The organism is Nitrosomonas sp. Is79A3 (genome assembly GCF_000219585.1).
Taxonomy (GTDB): Bacteria; Pseudomonadota; Gammaproteobacteria; order Burkholderiales; family Nitrosomonadaceae; genus Nitrosomonas.
Genome location: NC_015731.1, coordinates 632,545 through 653,510 on the forward strand (window position 1 = coordinate 632,545; position 20,966 = coordinate 653,510).

At 43.5% G+C, this 20,966-nt stretch carries 14 protein-coding genes, 2 tRNA genes and 3 rRNA genes; 11 read left to right on the plus strand and 8 right to left on the minus strand.

The window, feature by feature from the left end:
- Positions 1-281: 281 nt before the first annotated feature.
- The 6 genes from NIT79A3_RS02930 to NIT79A3_RS02955 all read left to right on the plus strand — a co-directional run bounded on the left by NIT79A3_RS02930 (position 282) and on the right by NIT79A3_RS02955 (position 6,667).
- Positions 282-1,819: ribosomal RNA gene (locus tag NIT79A3_RS02930) — 16S ribosomal RNA — on the plus strand.
- A gap of 116 nt (positions 1,820-1,935) precedes the next feature.
- Positions 1,936-2,012, plus strand: a tRNA-Ile gene (locus tag NIT79A3_RS02935).
- A gap of 8 nt (positions 2,013-2,020) precedes the next feature.
- A tRNA-Ala gene (locus NIT79A3_RS02940) sits at positions 2,021-2,096 on the plus strand.
- Positions 2,097-2,360: 264 nt separating this feature from the next.
- Positions 2,361-5,290 (plus strand): 23S ribosomal RNA (locus tag NIT79A3_RS02945).
- A 120-nt stretch (positions 5,291-5,410) separates the two neighbouring features.
- Positions 5,411-5,523: ribosomal RNA gene (rrf, locus tag NIT79A3_RS02950) — 5S ribosomal RNA — on the plus strand.
- Together the 16S, 23S and 5S rRNA genes with 2 tRNA genes alongside form the textbook arrangement of a ribosomal RNA operon.
- 199 nt (positions 5,524-5,722) lie before the next feature.
- Positions 5,723-6,667, plus strand: a complete 945-nt coding sequence (locus NIT79A3_RS02955; RefSeq protein ID WP_013964774.1) for a S49 family peptidase — start codon at positions 5,723-5,725, stop codon at positions 6,665-6,667.
- Positions 6,668-6,777: 110 nt separating this feature from the next.
- On the opposite strand, the gene rfbD is transcribed toward NIT79A3_RS02955, so the two are convergent.
- The 4 genes from rfbD to NIT79A3_RS02975 all read right to left on the minus strand — a co-directional run bounded on the left by rfbD (position 6,778) and on the right by NIT79A3_RS02975 (position 11,087).
- Positions 6,778-7,674 (minus strand): dTDP-4-dehydrorhamnose reductase, encoded by an 897-nt coding sequence (rfbD, locus tag NIT79A3_RS02960; RefSeq protein WP_013964775.1) that lies wholly within the window; start codon positions 7,672-7,674, stop codon positions 6,778-6,780.
- Positions 7,674-8,729 carry a dTDP-glucose 4,6-dehydratase gene (gene rfbB, locus NIT79A3_RS02965; protein WP_013964776.1) on the minus strand — a complete coding sequence of 352 codons (1,056 nt, stop codon included), beginning with the start codon at positions 8,727-8,729 and terminating at the stop codon, positions 7,674-7,676. Before rfbB ends, rfbD begins: the two co-directional genes overlap by 1 nt.
- Before the next feature lie 68 nt (positions 8,730-8,797).
- The gene (tilS, locus tag NIT79A3_RS02970; RefSeq protein ID WP_013964777.1) at positions 8,798-10,150 is read right to left on the minus strand and encodes a tRNA lysidine(34) synthetase TilS; all 1,353 of its coding nucleotides are present in this window, start codon (positions 10,148-10,150) and stop codon (positions 8,798-8,800) included.
- Positions 10,119-11,087, minus strand: coding sequence for an acetyl-CoA carboxylase carboxyltransferase subunit alpha (locus NIT79A3_RS02975; RefSeq protein WP_013964778.1), 969 nt, complete (start codon positions 11,085-11,087; stop codon positions 10,119-10,121). Before NIT79A3_RS02975 ends, tilS begins: the two co-directional genes overlap by 32 nt.
- Before the next feature lie 193 nt (positions 11,088-11,280).
- On the opposite strand from NIT79A3_RS02975, the gene msrB reads away from it, so the two are divergent.
- From msrB to NIT79A3_RS18525, 5 genes are all read left to right on the plus strand, one after another.
- Positions 11,281-11,805, plus strand: a complete 525-nt coding sequence (gene msrB / locus NIT79A3_RS02980; protein WP_013964779.1) for a peptide-methionine (R)-S-oxide reductase MsrB — start codon at positions 11,281-11,283, stop codon at positions 11,803-11,805.
- A gap of 82 nt (positions 11,806-11,887) precedes the next feature.
- Positions 11,888-12,463 (plus strand): peptide-methionine (S)-S-oxide reductase MsrA, encoded by a 576-nt coding sequence (gene msrA / locus NIT79A3_RS02985; protein ID WP_348225698.1) that lies wholly within the window; start codon positions 11,888-11,890, stop codon positions 12,461-12,463.
- A 10-nt stretch (positions 12,464-12,473) separates the two neighbouring features.
- Positions 12,474-13,598 carry a cupin domain-containing protein gene (locus NIT79A3_RS02990; RefSeq protein WP_013964781.1) on the plus strand — a complete coding sequence of 375 codons (1,125 nt, stop codon included), beginning with the start codon at positions 12,474-12,476 and terminating at the stop codon, positions 13,596-13,598.
- A 573-nt stretch (positions 13,599-14,171) separates the two neighbouring features.
- Positions 14,172-14,324, plus strand: coding sequence for a hypothetical protein (locus NIT79A3_RS18990; protein WP_013964783.1), 153 nt, complete (start codon positions 14,172-14,174; stop codon positions 14,322-14,324).
- 336 nt (positions 14,325-14,660) lie between these two features.
- Complete coding sequence (locus tag NIT79A3_RS18525; RefSeq protein WP_156796996.1) at positions 14,661-14,807, plus strand: hypothetical protein; 147 nt, start codon at positions 14,661-14,663, stop codon at positions 14,805-14,807.
- 148 nt (positions 14,808-14,955) lie between these two features.
- On the opposite strand, the gene bamC is transcribed toward NIT79A3_RS18525, so the two are convergent.
- The 4 genes from bamC to clpB form a co-directional block, all read right to left on the minus strand.
- Complete coding sequence (bamC, locus tag NIT79A3_RS02995; protein ID WP_156796997.1) at positions 14,956-16,104, minus strand: outer membrane protein assembly factor BamC; 1,149 nt, start codon at positions 16,102-16,104, stop codon at positions 14,956-14,958.
- Between the two features lie 10 nt (positions 16,105-16,114).
- Entirely contained in the window at positions 16,115-17,002 is an 888-nt protein-coding gene (gene dapA, locus NIT79A3_RS03000) for a 4-hydroxy-tetrahydrodipicolinate synthase (protein WP_013964786.1), read from the minus strand.
- Positions 17,003-17,304: 302 nt separating this feature from the next.
- Positions 17,305-18,267, minus strand: coding sequence for an IS5 family transposase (locus NIT79A3_RS03005; RefSeq protein WP_013964369.1), 963 nt, complete (start codon positions 18,265-18,267; stop codon positions 17,305-17,307).
- Positions 18,268-18,328: 61 nt separating this feature from the next.
- A complete protein-coding gene (gene clpB / locus NIT79A3_RS03010; RefSeq protein ID WP_013964787.1) occupies positions 18,329-20,944 on the minus strand; it encodes an ATP-dependent chaperone ClpB in 2,616 nt (871 codons plus the stop codon).
- Between the last annotated feature and the right edge of the window lie 22 nt (positions 20,945-20,966).

Below are 20,966 nucleotides of genomic sequence, written 5' to 3' on the forward strand. Positions count from 1 at the left end.
CATTTCTTTGAGTTATTAATAGGTCGAATTCATCTTATAAGAATTATTTGTGAAAATGTCTTGACCAGTATTACGGAGTCTGTATAATTCCGCTTCTCGCTGCTGTGCAACAAAATAAAAAAAGCAGCGACGCTCTTTAAAAAAATACAATCGATAGGTGTGGGTACTTAATGAATAACAGGATTTGAAAAAGAATCCTGAAAAAATAGAGTACTCGTAAGAAAATTAGATATTGGTTTTAATCAACATCAAAAAAGTCAAGCGAGAGTTTTAACAGAATTAAACTTAAGAGTTTGATCCTGGCTCAGATTGAACGCTGGCGGCATGCTTTACACATGCAAGTCGAACGGCAGCACGGGTGCTTGCACCTGGTGGCGAGTGGCGGACGGGTGAGTAATACATCGGAACGTGTCCTGAAGTGGGGGATAACGCATCGAAAGATGTGCTAATACCGCATATACTCTGAGGAGGAAAGTAGGGGATCGAAAGACCTTATGCTTTTGGAGCGGCCGATGTCTGATTAGCTAGTTGGTAAGGTAATGGCTTACCAAGGCAACGATCAGTAGTTGGTCTGAGAGGACGGCCAGCCACACTGGGACTGAGACACGGCCCAGACTCCTACGGGAGGCAGCAGTGGGGAATTTTGGACAATGGGCGCAAGCCTGATCCAGCAATGCCGCGTGAGTGAAGAAGGCCTTCGGGTTGTAAAGCTCTTTCAGTCGAGAAGAAAAGGTTGTGACTAATAATCATAACTCATGACGGTATCGACAGAAGAAGCACCGGCTAACTACGTGCCAGCAGCCGCGGTAATACGTAGGGTGCGAGCGTTAATCGGAATTACTGGGCGTAAAGGGTGCGCAGGCGGTTCTGTAAGTCAGATGTGAAATCCCCGGGCTTAACCTGGGAACTGCGTTTGAAACTACAGGACTAGAGTGTGGCAGAGGGGGGTGGAATTCCATGTGTAGCAGTGAAATGCGTAGAGATATGGAAGAACATCGATGGCGAAGGCAGCCCCCTGGGTTAACACTGACGCTCATGCACGAAAGCGTGGGGAGCAAACAGGATTAGATACCCTGGTAGTCCACGCCCTAAACTATGTCAACTAGTTGTCGGGTCTTATTAGACTTGGTAACGTAGCTAACGCGTGAAGTTGACCGCCTGGGGAGTACGGTCGCAAGATTAAAACTCAAAGGAATTGACGGGGACCCGCACAAGCGGTGGATTATGTGGATTAATTCGATGCAACGCGAAAAACCTTACCTACCCTTGACATGTCAGAAAGTTTTCAGAGATGAGAATGTGCTCGAAAGAGAATTTGAACACAGGTGCTGCATGGCTGTCGTCAGCTCGTGTCGTGAGATGTTGGGTTAAGTCCCGCAACGAGCGCAACCCTTGTCATTAATTGCCATCATTTAGTTGGGCACTTTAATGAGACTGCCGGTGATAAACCGGAGGAAGGTGGGGATGACGTCAAGTCCTCATGGCCCTTATGGGTAGGGCTTCACACGTAATACAATGGCGCGTACAGAGGGTTGCCAACCCGCGAGGGGGAGCTAATCTCAGAAAGCGCGTCGTAGTCCGGATCGGAGTCTGCAACTCGACTCCGTGAAGTCGGAATCGCTAGTAATCGCGGATCAGCATGTCGCGGTGAATACGTTCCCGGGTCTTGTACACACCGCCCGTCACACCATGGGAGTGGGTTTCACCAGAAGCAGGTAGTCTAACCGCAAGGAGGGCGCTTGCCACGGTGAGGTTCATGACTGGGGTGAAGTCGTAACAAGGTAGCCGTAGGGGAACCTGCGGCTGGATCACCTCCTTTCAAGAGAAATTCATTTAAGTACCCACAACCTATCGATTGTTTATAGGCAGAGCTAAGAGCCAGTAATTTGTACTGAGTGTTCGTTATAATAACGGATGGTGCTTAGACTCATACTAGGGTCTGTAGCTCAGTTGGTTAGAGCACACGCTTGATAAGCGTGGGGTCGGTGGTTCAAATCCACCCAGACCCACCAACAGGATTGGGGGTGTAGCTCAGCTGGGAGAGCACCTGCTTTGCAAGCAGGGGGTCATCGGTTCGATCCCGTTCACCTCCACCAAAACCAAATCATATTTATACAATGCTAAATAAATTGTGGAGTATTATTTAGCAAACGTTTTAGTATGAAAGAATTACGCCTATAATAAAAGTTTTTTGTTCTTTAAAAATTTGGAAAAAGTAAAGTGTTTTATTTATGTTTTGCGGTGTTTTTTAATCGCTTATGTGAATGAAATACAATGGGTTAGATTGTATCTTTATATCGCACGAAAGTGTGAGAAATGCAAATACCTGTAATGATAATATTAAGTTATTAAAGTTATAGGATCAAGTGAATAAGTGCATGTGGTGGATGCCTTGGCGATTACAGGCGATGAAGGACGTGGAAGCCTGCGAAAAGCTTCGGGGAGCTGGCAAACAAGCTTTGATCCGGAGATATCCGAATGGGGAAACCTGACTCTTGCTTAATCAGTTTTTTGCAACATAAGAAGAATTGATTGAGCAAGAGTCAACCTTAACTGAATATATAGGTTAAGTGTAGCGAACCTGGAGAACTGAAACATCTAAGTAACCAGAGGAAAATAAATCAACCGAGATTCCCAGAGTAGTGGCGAGCGAAATGGGAAAAGCCTTCAATATTTAGCATTTGAATTAATCGAATTTTCTGGAAAGTTAAGCCATAGTAGGTGATAGCCCTGTAGATGAAAATTCAAATGTGGAACTAGGATTGAGATAAGTAGAGCGGGACACGTGGAATCCTGTTTGAAGATGGGGGGACCATCCTCCAAGGCTAAATACTCGTAATCGACCGATAGTGAACCAGTACCGTGAGGGAAAGGCGAAAAGAACCCCGGAAGGGGAGTGAAATAGATCCTGAAACCGCATGCATACAAACAGTGGGAGCGGACTTGTTCCGTGACTGCGTACCTTTTGTATAATGGGTCAGCGACTTACATTCAGTAGCAAGCTTAACCGAGTAGGGGAAGCGTAGCGAAAGCGAGTCTTAATAGGGCGTTTAGTTGCTGGGTGTAGACCCGAAACCAGATGATCTACTCATGGCCAGGATGAAGCGAGGGTAACACCTCGTGGAGGTCCGAACCCACTAATGTTGAAAAATTAGGGGATGAGCTGTGGGTAGGGGTGAAAGGCTAAACAAATCTGGAAATAGCTGGTTCTCTCCGAAAACTATTTAGGTAGTGCCTCACGTATCACCTTTGGGGGTAGAGCACTGTTATGGCTAGGGGGTCATTGAGACTTACCAAACCATTGCAAACTCCGAATACCAAAGAGTGCGAGCGTGGGAGACAGACATCGGGTGCTAACGTCCGGTGTCGAAAGGGAAACAACCCAGACCCTCAGCTAAGGTCCCCAAGACACAGTTAAGTGGGAAACGAAGTGGGAAGGCATAAACAGTCAGGAGGTTGGCTTAGAAGCAGCCATCCTTTAAAGAAAGCGTAATAGCTCACTGATCGAGTCGTCCTGCGCGGAAGATGTAACGGGGCTCAAACTGTGCACCGAAGCTAGGGATTTACATTTTATGTAAATGGTAGGAGAGCGTTCCGTAGGCCTGCGAAGGTAGCTTGTAAAGGCTGCTGGAGGTATCGGAAGTGCGAATGCTGACATGAGTAGCGATAAAGGGAGTGAAAGACTCCCTCGCCGAAAACCCAAGGTTTCCTGTGCAACGCTAATCGGCGCAGGGTGAGTCGGCCCCTAAGGTGAGGCAGAAATGCGTAACTGATGGGAAACTGGTTAAAATTCCAGTACCTTTGTTCAATGCGATGTGGGGACGGAGAAGGTTAGCTCAGCCGGGTGTTGGATGTCCCGGTTCAAGCGTGTAGGCGTGTTGCTTTGGCAAATCCGAGCGACTAAGCTGAGACGTGATAACGCAACGTTCTTAGGAACGCCAAGTGAGTGATACCATGCTTCCAGGAAAAGCCACTAAGCTTCAGTTGAATGAAGACCGTACCGTAAACCGACACAGGTGGGTAGGATGAGAATTCTAAGGCGCTTGAGAGAACTCAGGAGAAGGAACTCGGCAAAATAGCACCGTAACTTCGGGAAAAGGTGTGCCCTTTGTATGTGTAGCGCCTCGCGCGTGAAGCAGAAAAGGGTTGCAATGAAATGGTGGCTGCGACTGTTTAATAAAAACATAGCACTCTGCAAACACGAAAGTGGACGTATAGAGTGTGACGCCTGCCCGGTGCCGGAAGGTTAAATGATGGGGTGCAAGCTCTTGATTGAAGCCCCGGTAAACGGCGGCCGTAACTATAACGGTCCTAAGGTAGCGAAATTCCTTGTCGGGTAAGTTCCGACCTGCACGAATGGCGTAACGATGGCCACACTGTCTCCTCCTGGGACTCAGCGAAGTTGAAATGTTTGTGAAGATGCAATCTCCCCGCGGCTAGACGGAAAGACCCCGTGCACCTTTACTGTAGCTTTACATTGGACTTTGATAACATTTGTGTAGGATAGGTGGGAGGCTTTGAAGTGGATTCGCTAGAATTCATGGAGCCAACGTTGAAATACCACCCTGATGTTGTTGAGGTTCTAACCTAGATCCATTATCTGGATTGGGGACCGTGTATGGTAGGCAGTTTGACTGGGGCGGTCTCCTCCCAAATTGTAACGGAGGAGTACGAAGGTACGCTAGGTACGGTCGGAAATCGTGCTGATAGTGCAATGGCAAAAGCGTGCTTAACTGCGAGACTGACAAGTCGAGCAGATGCGAAAGCAGGTCATAGTGATCCGGTGGTTCTGTATGGAAGGGCCATCGCTCAACGGATAAAAGGTACGCCGGGGATAACAGGCTGATTCCTCCCAAGAGTTCATATCGACGGGGGAGTTTGGCACCTCGATGTCGGCTCATCACATCCTGGGGCTGTAGCCGGTCCCAAGGGTATGGCTGTTCGCCATTTAAAGTGGTACGTGAGCTGGGTTTAAAACGTCGTGAGACAGTTTGGTCCCTATCTGCCGTGGGCGTTGGAAGTTTGAGTGGACCTGCTCCTAGTACGAGAGGACCGGAGTGGACGCACCTCTGGTGTACCGGTTATGACGCCAGTCGTATCGCCGGGTAGCTATGTGCGGAAGAGATAACCGCTGAAAGCATCTAAGCGGGAAACTCTCCTCAAGATGAGACTTCCCGAGGGTTTAACCCTCCTAAAGGTTCGTCGAAGACTACGACGTTGATAGGTCGGGTGTGGAAGCATAGTGATATGTTAAGCTAACCGATACTAATTGACCGTGAGGCTTGATCCTATAACTTTAAAAATTTAATATTATTTTATTGTATTTGTATATTATTGAATTAATCTAATCTAATTTACTTTTTCCAAAAATGAATAATATTCGTACAATATTATTCATTGCCAAGTTTCGCTTGGCGGCCATAGCACTTTGGACCCACCTCTTCCCATCCCGAACAGAACCGTGAAACGAAGCTGCGCCGATGATAGTGTGCATTCGCATGTGAAAGTAGGTTACCGCCAGGCACTCTATAAAAGCCCTTCATCAATACGATGAGGGGCTTTTTTTTTAATAATATTTCATAGCTACTAAGCAATTATTAACTTTAATCTTATTGCAGCTTGGATATTTACAATTATCTTATTATAAATACTACAATATTAAAAATTATCGCTATATAAACAGAGATATTTCATCTAATTTCCAATTTGTGAGTCCACCACTATGAACGAGACAGAAATTAAGAACAAAGATTGGGAAAGAAATCTTCTTGAGAACCTTGCATTAGCAACTTTGCGCGAGCAAAGGCGGACGCGGACATGGGGGATTTTTTTTAAACTACTCACTTTTCTTTATCTATTTATTTTGCTGTTCTTTGCACTAGGCTGGATAGATGATGGAAAAGTACGAATTGCTGAGAAACATACTGCACTCATTGATTTACGTGGTGTTATTGTCGCTGAAGGTAATAGCAGTGCAGATAAAATTAGTGCTAGCTTGCAATCTGCATTTCGGGATAAAAATACAAAAGGCGTCATACTGCGAATTAATAGCCCAGGAGGTAGCCCAGTTCAAGCGGGATATATTAATGATGAAATTCGACGTCTGCGTGCTAAATATCCTGAGATTCCACTTTATGCGGTAGTTGGTGACATATGTGCTTCTGGCGGTTACTATGTTGCTGCAGCTGCTGACAAAATATTTGTTGATAAAGCAAGTTTAGTAGGTTCAATTGGTGTTTTGATGGATGGTTTTGGTTTTACTGGTACTTTAGAAAAATTAGGCGTTGAGCGACGTTTGTTAACAGCTGGTGCAAATAAAGGTTTTCTGGATCCTTTTACTCCTTTGGATCCTGCTCAAAAAGCGCATGCAACATCATTACTACATGAAATACACGAACAATTTATTCAAGTTGTAAAACGTGGAAGGGGCGAGCGTTTAACAAATGCACCGGAAATATTTAGTGGCATAGTGTGGACTGGGCAAAAAAGTATTGATTTAGGGCTTGCTGATGCGCTGGGTAATGCGGAATATGTAGCGCGTGAGGTTATAGAAGCTGAGACCTTAGTTGATTTCACACCGCATGAAGGGTTGTCTGATATCTTTACAAAGCGATTTAGCCAAATAATACTAGGTATTTTATCTGAAAATGTTTGGACTTTTCGATAAAAGAGATTCATATATACGGTATAAAATTTGTACTTATTTTGCAAAATGGTTATGTATAAAATTGTAATGAATCATACGTAAACAAATTATGTTTCTGTTTTTCGATAAAGTTACTTGTCTAGGATTTCGGTGAGTGTGCGCGATACGCCTACTTGCCATTCGGGAAGAATTAAATTAAAAGTTTTTTGCAGCTTACAAATATTTAAACGCGAGTTAAGTGGTCGTTTTGCAGGCAATGGAAAGTCACTACTCTTAATTGGCTGTAGCGCAATAGATTGAACTTTAAGCGGAATGTTTGCATGTTCAGCATGTTTTAAAATGAATTTGGCAAAGTCGTACCATGATGTATTTCCTTTTGCGACTAAGTGATATAAACCGGATACCTCGGGATTACGTTTTAATGTAAGCATTGCGTGTGCCGTGACATCAGCAATTAATTCTGCTCCTGTAGGAGAGCCAATTTGATCATTGACAATAGTTAATTTATCACGGTGCTGCGCTAAACGAAGCATCGTTTTGATGAAATTATTCCCATAAGTTGCATATACCCAGCTGGTACGAAATATTAGATGTGAACAGCCGGATGTTTGAATGTTTTTTTCTCCTTCCAACTTGGTTTTACCGTAAACATTGAGTGGTTCTGTGGGATCAGTTTCAAGATATGGTTGATCGCCAGTGCCGTTAAAAACATAATCTGTCGAATAGTGAATTAACCGGGCATTGATTTGCTTGGCTTCTTGTGCAAGTACGCCAGGCGCTTCTGCATTAAGAATTTGAGCTAATTCTGGTTCATTCTCAGCTTTGTCTACAGCAGTATAGGCTGCTGCATTGACAATGATATCCGGCACAATTTTACGTATGGTCTGTTTTATGCCTGTAAGATTAGTTAGATCACCGCAATAATTTTCACTTGCCGAATTTAGTGCGATTAATTCGCCTAAAGGAATCAAACTTCGCTGCAGCTCCCACCCCACTTGGCCATTTCCACCGAATAGCAATATTTTCATTATCGTAACCTTGAATAGTTTTTTTCTATCCATTCCCGGTAAGCGCCGGTTTGAATATTAGCTATCCATTTTTGATTATTCAGATACCACTGAATAGTTTTACGTATTCCCGTCTCAAACGATTCTGCAGGTCTCCAATTTAACTCACGTTCTATTTTCGTAGCATTGATTGCGTAACGGCGATCATGCCCGGGGCGATCTTTGACGTAAGTAATGAGCTTGTGAAAGGTTGAGCTTGGAAATGATTCTTCTAATAAAGTACAAATTGTTTGTATGATTTCAATATTTGGCTTCTCGTTCCAGCCACCAATATTGTAAGTTTCTCCTGGGATACCGGCTTCTAGCACACGGCGGATTGCCGAACAGTGATCAGTGACAAATAGCCAGTCACGAATCTGCTGACCATCTCCATATACCGGTAAGGATTTTCCTGCCAGAGCATTAACAATTATTAGAGGAATCAATTTCTCAGGAAACTGAAACGGACCATAATTATTGGAACAATTTGTAGTCAGCACCGGTAAGCCGTACGTGTGATGATAGGCACGGACTAAGTGGTCGCTTGAAGCTTTGCTCGCTGAGTAAGGGCTGTTAGGCTTATACCGATGTTCTTCGGTAAAAGCGGGTACATTCTGCGTTAAAGAGCCATACACTTCATCGGTTGAAATATGGAGAAAGCGGAAATTTTGTTGTGTGATGGATTCAAGCTCGTTCCAATAAGCACGTACAGCTTCCAGTAAGCGAAATGTACCCAAAATATTTGTTTGGATAAAATCTTCCGGTCCGTGGATTGAGCGATCAACATGACTTTCTGCAGCCAGGTTAATAATTGCGCGGGGCTGGTACTGAGCCAGTATTTGTGAAACCAGTTTGGTGTCTCCAATATCGCCTTGTACAAAGATATGCCGTGGATCTTTAGATAAGGAAGACAAATTGTGTAAATTACCGGCATAAGTCAATTTGTCAAGATTTACAATTCTTTCGTCAGATTGCGCTAACCAATCCAAAACAAAATTACTTCCAATAAATCCTGCGCCTCCTGTGATTAGAATCATGCATTTTCCTAATGAAAAAACCGGTTGTAGTGATACTCTGAATAATGGCAAGCAAAGCTTAATTTTTATTACTCAGGATCCCAAGTGGGTAAAATTCCTATTTCATCAGATTTTACTTGAAATTCACAATCTATGCCGATTCCCGGTACCCATATCAATTTTTCACCACAAAACAATAATGGCATAACGATACGTTCCCACGGTGGGATAACTGCTTCCTGCAATAGTTTTTTTAAGCTTCTGCGTGGACGGTTACAAGCCGGTGTAAAACGTTCGCCGCCGCTACGCGAACGTACTGTGACCGGTTCATTTAATATTTTTTGCTGACTAATACCTTGATTCTTTATTTGCGTAAATCGGATGGCACCGCGTAAATGCTGGAGTGCTAAATAGGTTTCCCCACGCCATACATATTGCTTAGGCTCTTGAAGAGGTGTTATTCCGGGCAATATATAAATTGCCCCTTTATAACAACGAATTTCAGAATCGTTTAAACTGATATGGAATTGATTATCCACCCCTATCGCTAAAAGCTGATTCAGAATGTTTTCTATTTTAGCTGTACTGGGAAGGATTGCACCGTGTTGTAATAATGTGTAGCGTAGAAGATTTTTTGCGCGAGAGAAACTCAGCTTGCGTAGATTTTCAACTTGAAGCTTTCCCAAAGCAAGACAATACGCACTATCGATTTCAGCTAATTCATCCAATAGTAATGATGCCTCAGACAAGTGGCGACTGGTACGTAACAGTGTTTTTGGATAATTGGGGTATCGTGTTTTTAATATGGGTAGAATCTCATGACGCAAGAAATTTCTATTGAAAGTGATGCTGTCATTACTTTCATCGATTATCCAATTTAATTTTTGTTGCTGTGCATAGGCTTCAATTCGACTGCGAGAAACTTCTAACAGTGGCCGCAGTATCTGCGGAGCAGCATCAGAAGCTTGTTTTCTGACAATTGGCATCGCACTCAATCCTTTTACGCCTGCACCACGAAATAATTGTAACAATAGAGTTTCAGCCTGATCATCCAGATGCTGCGCCAGTACCACATAATCTGCTTGTATGTGACTGAATATGCGATAACGTTCCTCCCGGGCGATGGCTTCAAGACTGATGCCAGTTTCTTTTTTGATCTGCAGGTAGGCGATGTAAATTGAAATGCCGTAGTTGTGGCAGAGATTGCAGCAAAACTTGCTCCAGAATGTTGCATTGCTGCTGATACCATGATTAACATGCGCGGCCGAAAGCGTAAATTGCAATTGCTTGGATAACGTAGCCAGTACGTGCAGTAATACAACGGAATCGATACCACCGCTCAAAGCAATGGTTAAGTGATCGCCCTGTTTAATATGTGCAAGTAATACTTCTTTCGTATCACATAGAAGGCTATTCGACTTTGACTTCCTTAAATGAGCCATATGTCATAAGCCGATCTAGACGTTTTTCCAGAAGTGTTTCGATAGAATGATCCTGAAGCTTGCGGAGTGATTCCTGTAAAACAGTTTTTACCGATTGCATGATGGCTGGGTAATCACGATGCGCGCCACCGATTGGTTCAGTAATGATACTGTCAATTAAATTCATTGTTCTCAGCCGGTCGGCAGTGATACCCATAATTTCTGCAGCTTCAGGTGCTTTGTCCGCACTTTTCCATAGGATAGATGCGCAACCTTCGGGTGAAATCACCGAGTAGGTGGCGTATTGCAACATATGGATGACATCGCCGACAGCAACTGCCAAGGCGCCACCGGAGCCGCCTTCGCCAATAATCACGCAGATTACGGGGACTCTTAATTCCGCCAGAACATAAAGATTCTTACCGATGGCTTCCGACTGTCCGCGCTCTTCTGCATCAATGCCGGGATATGCACCTGGCGTATCGATAAAAGTAACGAGCGGAATAGAAAATTTCTCCGCCAGGCGCATCAAGCGCAATGCTTTACGATAACCTTCCGGTTTTGGCATCCCAAAATTGCGGTAAATCTTCTCCCGGGTATCACGCCCTTTCTGATGGCCAATCACCATAATAGTCTGACCATTAAATCGTGCTAAACCGCCAACAATCGCATGGTCATCGGAAAAATTCCGATCACCATGCAATTCTTCAAAGTCTGTAAATAAATGTTCTATGTAATCCAGCGTATAGGGGCGTTGCGGATGCCGGGCAACTTGTGAGATTTGCCAAGGAGTCAGTTTTGCATAAACATTTTTCGTGAGAGATTGGCTTTTTGCCTGCAGACGCACAATTTCAGCTGAAATATCCAGCGCGGAATCATCCTGTGCAAAGCGTAATTCCTCTATTTTTGATTCAAATTCTGCAATATTTTGTTCAAATTCCAGAAAAGTGATTTTCATGTGGACTAAGATATAATCTTAAAACCGTGATGATACAGGATTTATAGATAAATCTGCATGGCGGAGTTAATCAAAGTAATGCCATTTCTGGGTAAGCATCTCAAATACTGGATAAAACTTGCTTGATCAGTTTGTTCGAGTTTTTTATGCGATGAAGTTATCTGGCTGAACGAGTTATGTGAGGAACTTTTTTATGAAACGACGCACCTTTCTCCAAGGGAGTAGTGTGATTCCTATTTTGCCCTTTTTTTCATTTTCACTATCAACAACAGCAGTTGCAAATAATACCAAGCAGACTGTGATTGAGCCGCTCAACAAACCACATAAAGCATGGCGTGGGTTAGTGTCAACGGAGGGTTATAAGGTTTTATTTGAAGAACATACCGAGGAACCCGGAAGTAGCGAATTAAATTATGAGCATCGGGAAGGAATTTTTATTTGTGCTGCATGTTATTTACCATTATTTGAAAGTCAGTATAAATATGAAAGTGGAAGCGGATGGCCGAGCTTTACCCAACCTATTCCGGGAAGTATTGGTACTAAACGCGACTTTCAACTAATTTTTTTGCGGACTGAATATCACTGCGCACGCTGCGGGGGACATCAGGGGCATGTTTTTAAAGATGGCCCGCCGCCCAGAGGGGAGCGTTGGTGCAATAATGGATTAGCGTTAAAGTTTGTATTGGAAACAGATCAGCTACCTGAACTCAGAGGTTGAACCTATGTGGAAGTGGAGTAATCAACAGCATTTTATGGTTGTAATATCGTTGTCCGTATTGATATTGAACGCCTGCCGGCAGATGGATGAGTCAATAGCAGGGGCAGCGGCTTCGCAAGTAACGGAGGAAAATTTAGAGATGGCAATCTTTGCCGGCGGCTGTTTTTGGTGCACAGAGTCTGATTTTGACAAACTACCGGGTGTGGTTTCTACTACCTCAGGTTATATTGGCGGTACTGTGGCAAATCCAACTTATGATCAAGTAGTCGCTGGTAAAACCGGACATGTTGAAGCCGTGCAAATTTACTTTGATAAAACAAAGACCAATTTTTCCAATTTATTAGCTGCCTATTGGTTAACGATAGATCCGCTGACAACCAACCAACAATTCTGTGATATAGGTTCACAGTATCGTAGTGTCATTTTTTACCACGATTTTGATCAAAAAGAGCTGGCAGAAGCATCAAAGAAGACGCTGGAGGCTTCCGGGCGATTTAATCAACCGATTGTCACGGAGATTCTACCGGTGACCGAATTTTACCGCGCAGAAGAATATCATCAAGATTATTACATTAAGAACCCGCTGCGGTATGCATATTATCGAAACAACTGCGGACGGGACAAACGGTTAGAAGACTTGTGGAGAATTAAACATTAATAAAATAGAGATGATTTCTTTGGGAGGAATTACTCCTAAAGATTTTTTACGTGATTATTGGCAAAAGCGGCCGCTGTTGATAAGAAATGCATTGCCTGGTTTTAACGGTTTGTTGACGCGCGATGGACTAATGAAACTGGCATGTCATGAAGATGCACAATCCCGTCTTGTTATCCAAAGAAAGGGTAAGTGGCATCTTAAACATGGCCCACTCAGCAGCTCTGATTTGGCAAAGTTGCCTAAAAAGCAATGGACACTGCTAGTACAGGAGGTGAATCATTTTCTGCCTTCAGCACGTGATTTATTGTCGAAGTTCTGCTTCATCCCACATGCCCGCCTGGATGACCTAATGGTGAGCTATGCACCCAAGGGCGGTGGGATCGGGCCACATTTTGATTCCTATGATGTATTCTTATTGCAAGGAATGGGATCGCGACGTTGGCAGGTTTCTGCGCAACAGCATAATCGATTCATTGCCGACGCTCCGCTTAGAATCCTGGAAAAGTTTCAACCGGAGCAAGAGTGGGTGCTGGAAACGGGTGATATGCTTTATTTGCCGCCTAAGTATGCGCATAACGGAATTGCAGAAGATGATTGCATGACATACTCCATTGGCTTCCGTGCACCCAGTCATGATGAACTAATGACGCAATTTCTTGTTTATCTGCAAGATAATATTGAAACGGAAGGTTGGTATTCTGATCCTGATTTGCAATTGCAATCTCATCCATCAAAGATCGGTACGGCAATGCAATCCCAGGTAAATTCGATATTGAAGAAAATTAGCTGGAATCGCGATGATATCGAAAATTTTCTGGGTATTTATCTTTCGGAACCTAAATCACATGTTTTCTTTGAACAACCGATGAAACCTTTATCTCCACGTTTATTTCTGCAGCAGATAAAGAAAAATGGTGTGCAGCTTGACTTAAGAAGTAGGCTATTAAGCAGCCGCAATAAATTCTTTATCAATGGTGAAGTCTATAAAGTGGGCAGCAATGCATTCAAAATGTTGCTTACGCTTGCTGATAACCAGCAATTTCCCCCCTCTTCACATATCGACGAAGAGACGGAAAAAATCCTTTATCAGTGGTATGTTAATGGTTATATCGTAAGTAAAAATCAGGCAGTGTGAAGCCTTTAATAATCCGATATTTTATAAATTTTCTTGAATTTCGCTGGACAGTATTATTTTATTCTGGTATTAAGGTTATGGTCTTTCTAATTTGAATGGCCGATGAGCTGTTTTAGATAATTTATCTTTAGTCAAAATTTTTTTTTGAATATAGGAGATTTAGGATATGAAATACTCTCTATTGATTGCCGCTCTTTTAGCTTCATTTCTAGTAGGATGTGGTGAACCGAAGCCAGGTCAATATCCTCCAAGCTTTATGGATGAGCGCGAGGGCACGCCTAAGTAACGAGGTATCGGTCTTTTTTGAAGTTTAAGAATTTTTATAATTTTATAAAAAAACCGCTCTGTTAAAGGGCGGTTTTTTTTATGATGGTATTTAGTACTATGTTTATAATTAGTTAATTGTCGTATTGGTGAATATTGACCGCATATTGTCAGTGAGTTGAACAGCTTTAAATGAAGTCTTTTAAGTTTGGTGATAGTTTAAATACGGGGTTCAAAATTGTATAATTGCACTGTTTCGATTATGCTATTGCATATAAACTAAACAAATTAAAGGATATTGGAGACTAAATGATTAAATTTTCACTCTTAGCCGCTGCTTTTGCAGTATTAACGTTAACTGCTTGTGAGGGCAAAAAAAGTCTTGATGGTTATCCTATGGATAAACCGCCTCCATCGGCTTATGCACCTAGAGATTCAGAGCCCGCTGATAATACAAAATAGTCTACTAATAGATTTGCCGATTGATAAAATCGGCAAAAATAAGCTGGACTGTTCTTTCAGTCAATTTAAAAGACATCTAAAATTTTATTTTATTGCGCTACTTAGTATTTTTTCAATTCATGAAATAAAACTAAGTATATATAAATGAAAATGATTTTTGCAGAAATTATGAGATCATATGGGATATGCGGGGTTTCTCTTATTCCAAGAATGATTAATAACCCAGACAGCAGATTAAACGTATTAAATTTCTAACCAAAACTTGCTTGAATGATTAGTTTAATTCGTTATATACTGCTTGACTTACTTTTAAGAACTTTTTATAAGGAAAATTACATGATGAAATATACTCTTCTGGCTACAATTTTATTGGCTTTAGCTTTATCTGCGTGTGGTGGAAAACCAAGTCAAGCATTGCCTGAAACTGAAAAAGCAAACTATGAAAAGGTTATGAAAGGCGGAGAGCCAGACAGCAAAAAATAATTTCCTTTTGTTTGAGGAAAAAAACCGCCCGAAGAGGCGGTTTTTTTATTTTATTTGTGGGATTTGTTTCGTAAGCCTTTGTCTTCTGCATCCTCATAGGGATCAAGATGTTTTGGTTGCTTAATTGTCACGTAAACACCCGCTCTTGTTATTTCAGCTGCTCATGCAGGAGCTTCAGAATGCGGCTTGTAGTGGCGGAATTTACTGCCGTTCCGTCATCATTTAACAGAGTAACCTTACTGGCATTGGTTCCAGTACTATGAATTTGTATACGGTATTTTGCAGCTTTTTCATCTTCCTTATTCCCGCTACGCCAGAACATAATTCCTGATAGTATGCCCTCGTCATCGCTTTTTTTCTTGCTGTCTTTATCGGGACTAAGATAGCGCACAAAATAAATACCCTCTACGCGATTGCGATCCTCAACAGTAAAACCGATGCGATCTAGTGCCAAACCGACGCGCCGCCATGATCTGTCGAATGCTTCGTTAATGATGAGAGTATTTCCTGTTTCCCGATCAATGTAGGCGCGTTCCAGCGCAGTACTCTTGCCTGTAGTTAGCTCCAGCTTGGCTTTTTCTTCTTCTACACCAAAGCGCATCATCAAACGCGATAACATTTCAGCTTCTAGATCAGGATCTGCTGGACGAGGCTGCCAGATTGTCCGGTTGAGACTGCCTCCTTCCAGTACTTCATTCATGCCTCGATGGCTGATATATATTTCAGTGCTACCTGCTTCATTGCGTTCCAGACGAGTACGAAATTTATCACGCTCTGCAGTTGAATAAATGCTATCCAGGAAGGTGGAGAGAAAAGTACGCACAAAGTCTTGTGGAATTTTTGCGCGATTCTCAGCCCAGTCAGTTTCCATAATTCCTGCTTCCGGAACTTCTATTTTGATCAAAAAACCCAGTTCCTGCCAGAATTCTTTTACTATTGGCCATACGGTTTCAGGAGACTGCGGTACAACTAGCCAACGTTGCGTACCAGCACGTTCAATATGCACATTCTGAATCGATGACGGTAAAAAGGAGGAGGATGTGCCGCCAGCTTTTTGTTGTCCGCCACGCTCGCTACTATAGGTAGAAAATGTTGCGCTACCCGATGTACTGAGCTCAGGAATTGAATAGCGTTCATCAATAGCGGGTTTAATGAGATCGGGCGGTATATCTAATGCAGGTAACTTACCTGCTGACTTATAATCAATTGTTTTAGTTTCCGGGAACAGGTTGCAACCTGTGTTTGTCAATGAAAGCGCCAATACCAGAGAGGGTATGGTAACTTTTCGCCATTTCATTCTTGACATCTTACTCCTTTAAATCATGGATATTGGCTGAACGCATTGCTTCTCGAATAAGCTGATGATACTGAGCGGATAATGGTGTAAGTGGCAGGCGGATCCCAGAGTCTATTAAACCCATTTGTGCAACAGCCCATTTCACAGGAATTGGATTAGCCTCTACAAATAGATCAATATGTAAACGCAAGAGTTTATTATTCAGTGCTCGCGCAGTATTTAGATTGCCAGAGAATGCAGCAATACACATTTCATGCATCATTCTGGGTGCTACGTTCGCTGTGACTGAGATGACACCATGACTACCTAACAGCAGCAACGCTAATGCACTGACATCATCTCCGCTATAGATGGAAAATTCAGGCGGTGCACGTAACAATAAGTCAGAGCCTCGCCCAATATCCCCCGTCGCATCTTTAATACCGACAATATTGGGAATCTGTGCCAAGCGTAGTGCTGTATTATTATGGATATCTGCAACAGTTCTGCCGGGAACGTTATAGAGGATATGGGGAATTTCTACTGCTTCTGCGATCGCCTTAAAGTGCTGATATAACCCTTCCTGAGTAGGTTTGTTGTAATAAGGAGCAACCGAAAGACAGGCATCTACGCCTGAATCTTTTGCATAAATAGACAAGTCGATGGCTTCACGTGTTGAATTGGCGCCAGTGCCTGCAATCACCGGTATGCGTCCAGCAACATGATCAACTGCAGTACGCATCAATAGGTGGTGCTCGTCAAAATCTACGGTTGGCGATTCACCCGTAGTGCCAACAACCACAACGCCATCGGTACCCTGGTCAATATGGAAATCAAGAAGAGAGCGGAAGCGTTCTAAATCTAATCCGCCCTCTTCACCCATCGGAGTGACGATAGCAACCAAGCTACCTTTAAACATAACAATCTATCCAGTAAAAATAATTCATTTTACCCGAATCTCATTTTATTTAAGTATATTCGCTATGTATTCCGACATATTTTATTCTTGCTGATGACTTAGATGCTACGCTTTGATCTGTCGATAGCTAAACCTTATCCATTTAAGGAAGCTCTGATTAAGTTATTTATTCCAGTTTTGTCGACAAAGCTATCGGTAAAGTAGCTAATATAGGCATTATTGTGCGATTAATAACTGTAATTTTTAGCAGATTGCATACTATTCTGTCCCCTGATGCTGATTTTCAGGGATATTGGACGGAATTATCCCGTGGTTGGCATCCACACCTTACGGACATGGTAAAGATTAGCCAAGGCAAACAACAGATAAAGCTGTTGTGCATTCTTGAACAATCCTCGGTAACGGACTTTGGTATAACCAAATTGTCTTTTGACAATACGAAACGGATGTTCAACCTTTGCGCGTAGTGAAGCTAGCATACGATTGAGCACGGCATGTTCTGCTGGCAATTCCTCACCGCGCTTGCGTTTGAATGGCATACCCCAGACCGGCTCTTCCGGCTGTCGTTGCGCTTCCAGATTGCGATCATTACGAGTATAAGCCCGATCACCCAATACAATTGCCTCTTCGCCATGTACCAGCGCATCAATCATGTTGCCATCGGCCACTTTGGCCGTGGTAATTTCCAGGCTATGCACCAGGCCGGAATCGGCATCTACGCCTATGTGTGCTTTTAATCCAAAGTAATAGTTGTTGCCTTTCTTAGTCGAACTCATCTCGCCATCACGTTTGCGTTGCCGGTTCTTGGTCGATGGCGCAGCCGCTATCAGCGTGGCGTCAACTATCGTGCCCTGACGCAGCAATAATCCCTGTTGCGCTAACCGCCCAGTTGTTTCAGCAAACAGGCTTTGTGCCAAGTGATGCTTCTCCAGCAGGTGGCGAAACTTGAGGATCGTCGTCTCATCAGGCATAACATCTTCTCCCGCATCTAGTCCTGCAAATTCACGTAGCATCGGCACATCATGTAACGCTTCTTCCATTGCCGGATCTGAATAACCAAACCATTGCTGCATCATATGAATCCGCAGCATCGCTTCCAACGCAAATGGCTTGCGTCCCAAACCTGCTACCGGATAGTGCGGCGCGATCCGATTCGTCCAGTCTACCCATGGAACCACTTGCTCCATTTCTTCGAGAAACTTTTGCCGGCGAGTTACTTTTGGTTTCTTGATAAATAATGGAATCGACAATACTAATTGTTTCATCAATGCATTCCCTTGCAGTGGTTACAATCTACCGCGTATTTTACAAGTTTTTGGGACTTAATCAGAGTTTCCTTAATTTAGTGAAATTGAGCTTGTCATCACTGTAATCAACTTTGATCGTATCTTTTGCAACAAATTTACCTTCCAGAATCTCTTTGGCCAATTGATTTTCAATTTGCGCTTGGATGGCGCGTTTTAGGGGGCGAGCACCATACACTGGATCAAAACCAGCTTGAGAAAGTGCTGCTAGCGCTGCTTCACTGACTTCAAGTTTCATTTCCAGTTTGGCCAATCGTGTTTCCAGATAATGCAATTGTATTCTAGCAATCGATTTTATATGTTTTTCATCCAACGCATGGAATACCACAACTTCATCAATGCGATTAATAAATTCCGGACGGAAATGCGTTTTTACTTCGCCCATAACGGCTTCTTTGATTGCTTGATATTCACTTCCTGACATTTCCTGAATCATTTGCGAACCCAGGTTGGATGTCATGACGATAACCGTATTCTTAAAATCAACGGTACGCCCCTGACCATCAGTCATACGACCATCATCCAGAACTTGTAGTAATACATTAAATACATCCGGATGCGCTTTCTCCACTTCATCCAGCAAAATGACGGCATACGGTTTTCTGCGTACGATTTCAGTTAAGTAGCCGCCTTCTTCATAACCGACATAACCGGGCGGGGCACCTATCAGGCGGGCTACCGAATGTTTCTCCATAAATTCGGACATATCGATGCGGATTAAATGATCTTCGGAGTCAAACAGGAAACCGGCCAAAGCCTTACATAGCTCAGTTTTCCCAACACCGGTTGGTCCCAGGAACAGGAAAGATCCGTAAGGCCGGTTGGGATCAGCCAGTCCGGCACGCGAACGCCGGATCGCATCAGATACTAGGCGTACGGCTTCATCTTGACCAACTACGCGGTCATGCAGTTTTTGTTCCATCAGCAACAGTTTTTCTCGTTCACCTTGCATCATTTTTGACACAGGGATGCCGGTAGCCCGCGATACCACTTCGGCAATTTCTTCTGCGCCGACTTGGGTACGCAACAGCTTGGGCGCGGCTGCGGCACCCGATTCAGTTGCTCCGGTTTGTTGTTTTTGAGCATTGAGTTGGGATTGCAATTGCGCTTCCAGTTGCGGAAGACGACCATATTGCAATTCTGAAACTTTTTGCCAATCTCCTTTACGGGTAGCTGCTTCTATTTCCAGCCTGATTTTTTCCATTTCCTCCTTGATTTGCTGGGAGCCTTGTACATGGAATTTTTCAGTTTTCCAGATTTCATCTAAGTCAGCATATTCCCGTTCTTTTTGTTTTATTTCTTCTTCGAGTAATTGCAGGCGTTTTTGCGATGCCTCATCCTTTTCTTTTTTGATTGCCTCGCGCTCAATTTTGAGTTGTATTAGGCGCCGGTCTAGCTTATCCAGTGCTTCCGGCTTGGAATCAATTTCCATGCGAATGCGTGCAGCGGCTTCGTCAATCAAGTCAATTGCCTTGTCGGGCAGAAAACGATCAGTAATGTAGCGATTGGATAATTCAGCAGCTGCGACAATGGCGGGATCAGTAATATCCACGCCATGATGTACTTCGTATTTTTCCTGTAACCCGCGCAGTATTGCGATTGTCGCTTCCACGGTCGGTTCTTCCACCAATACCTTCTGAAAACGCCGTTCCAGTGCAGCATCCTTTTCAATATATTTACGGTATTCATCCAATGTGGTCGCGCCGACACAGTGCAATTCTCCGCGCGCTAGTGCGGGTTTTAACATATTGCCTGCATCCATTGCACCTTCAGCTTTGCCGGCTCCAACCATCGTATGCAGCTCATCGATAAATACAATGGTTTTACCTTCGTCTTGCGCAAGTTCTTTCAGCACCGACTTAAGGCGTTCTTCAAATTCACCTCGGTATTTTGCACCTGCCAGCAATGCAGCCATATCCAGAGAGAGAACGCGTTTGTCTTTCAGGCTTTCAGGTACTTCCCCATTGATAATGCGCTGGGCTAAACCTTCAACAATTGCGGTTTTACCCACACCCGGTTCACCAATTAAAACGGGATTGTTTTTTGTGCGACGTTGCAGAACTTGTATCGCGCGGCGAATTTCATCGTCCCGCCCGATGACTGGGTCCAGTTTGCCCTGGCGTGCACGCTCCGTAAGATCCAGAGTGTATTTTTTTAAGGCTTCACGACTACCTTCTGCTTCTGCGCTACTGATCTGTTCGCCGCCTCGTATTGCATTAATGGCTTTTTCTAGTGCAGAGTAATTGGCGCCATGTTGCTTAAGCAATGCAGCGATCTCGCCCTTATCTTGCAAGATTGCCAGAAGAAGCATTTCTGAGGCAATAAACTGATCGTTGCGCTTTTGCGCTTCTTTGTCTGCCAAATTAAGCAGGTTATTCAGTGTGCGTGAAATAGCAACTTCCCCGCCGGAGTTTTCTACTTTAGGTAAACGATGAACGCTTTGTTTTACATTCTCCAGCAGAGGTGTGGTATTGACTCCGGAACGTTGCAGCAAGGAAAGCGTACTGCCATCTTCTTGTTGTAATAATGCTAATAGTAGGTGCTGAGGTTCAATGGCTGGATTATCCTGACCAACAGCAATACTTTGTGCATCAGCAAAGGCTTGCTGGAATTTAGTGGTTAGTTTGTCAAAACGCATGAAATTCTCCCGAAGTAGGTTA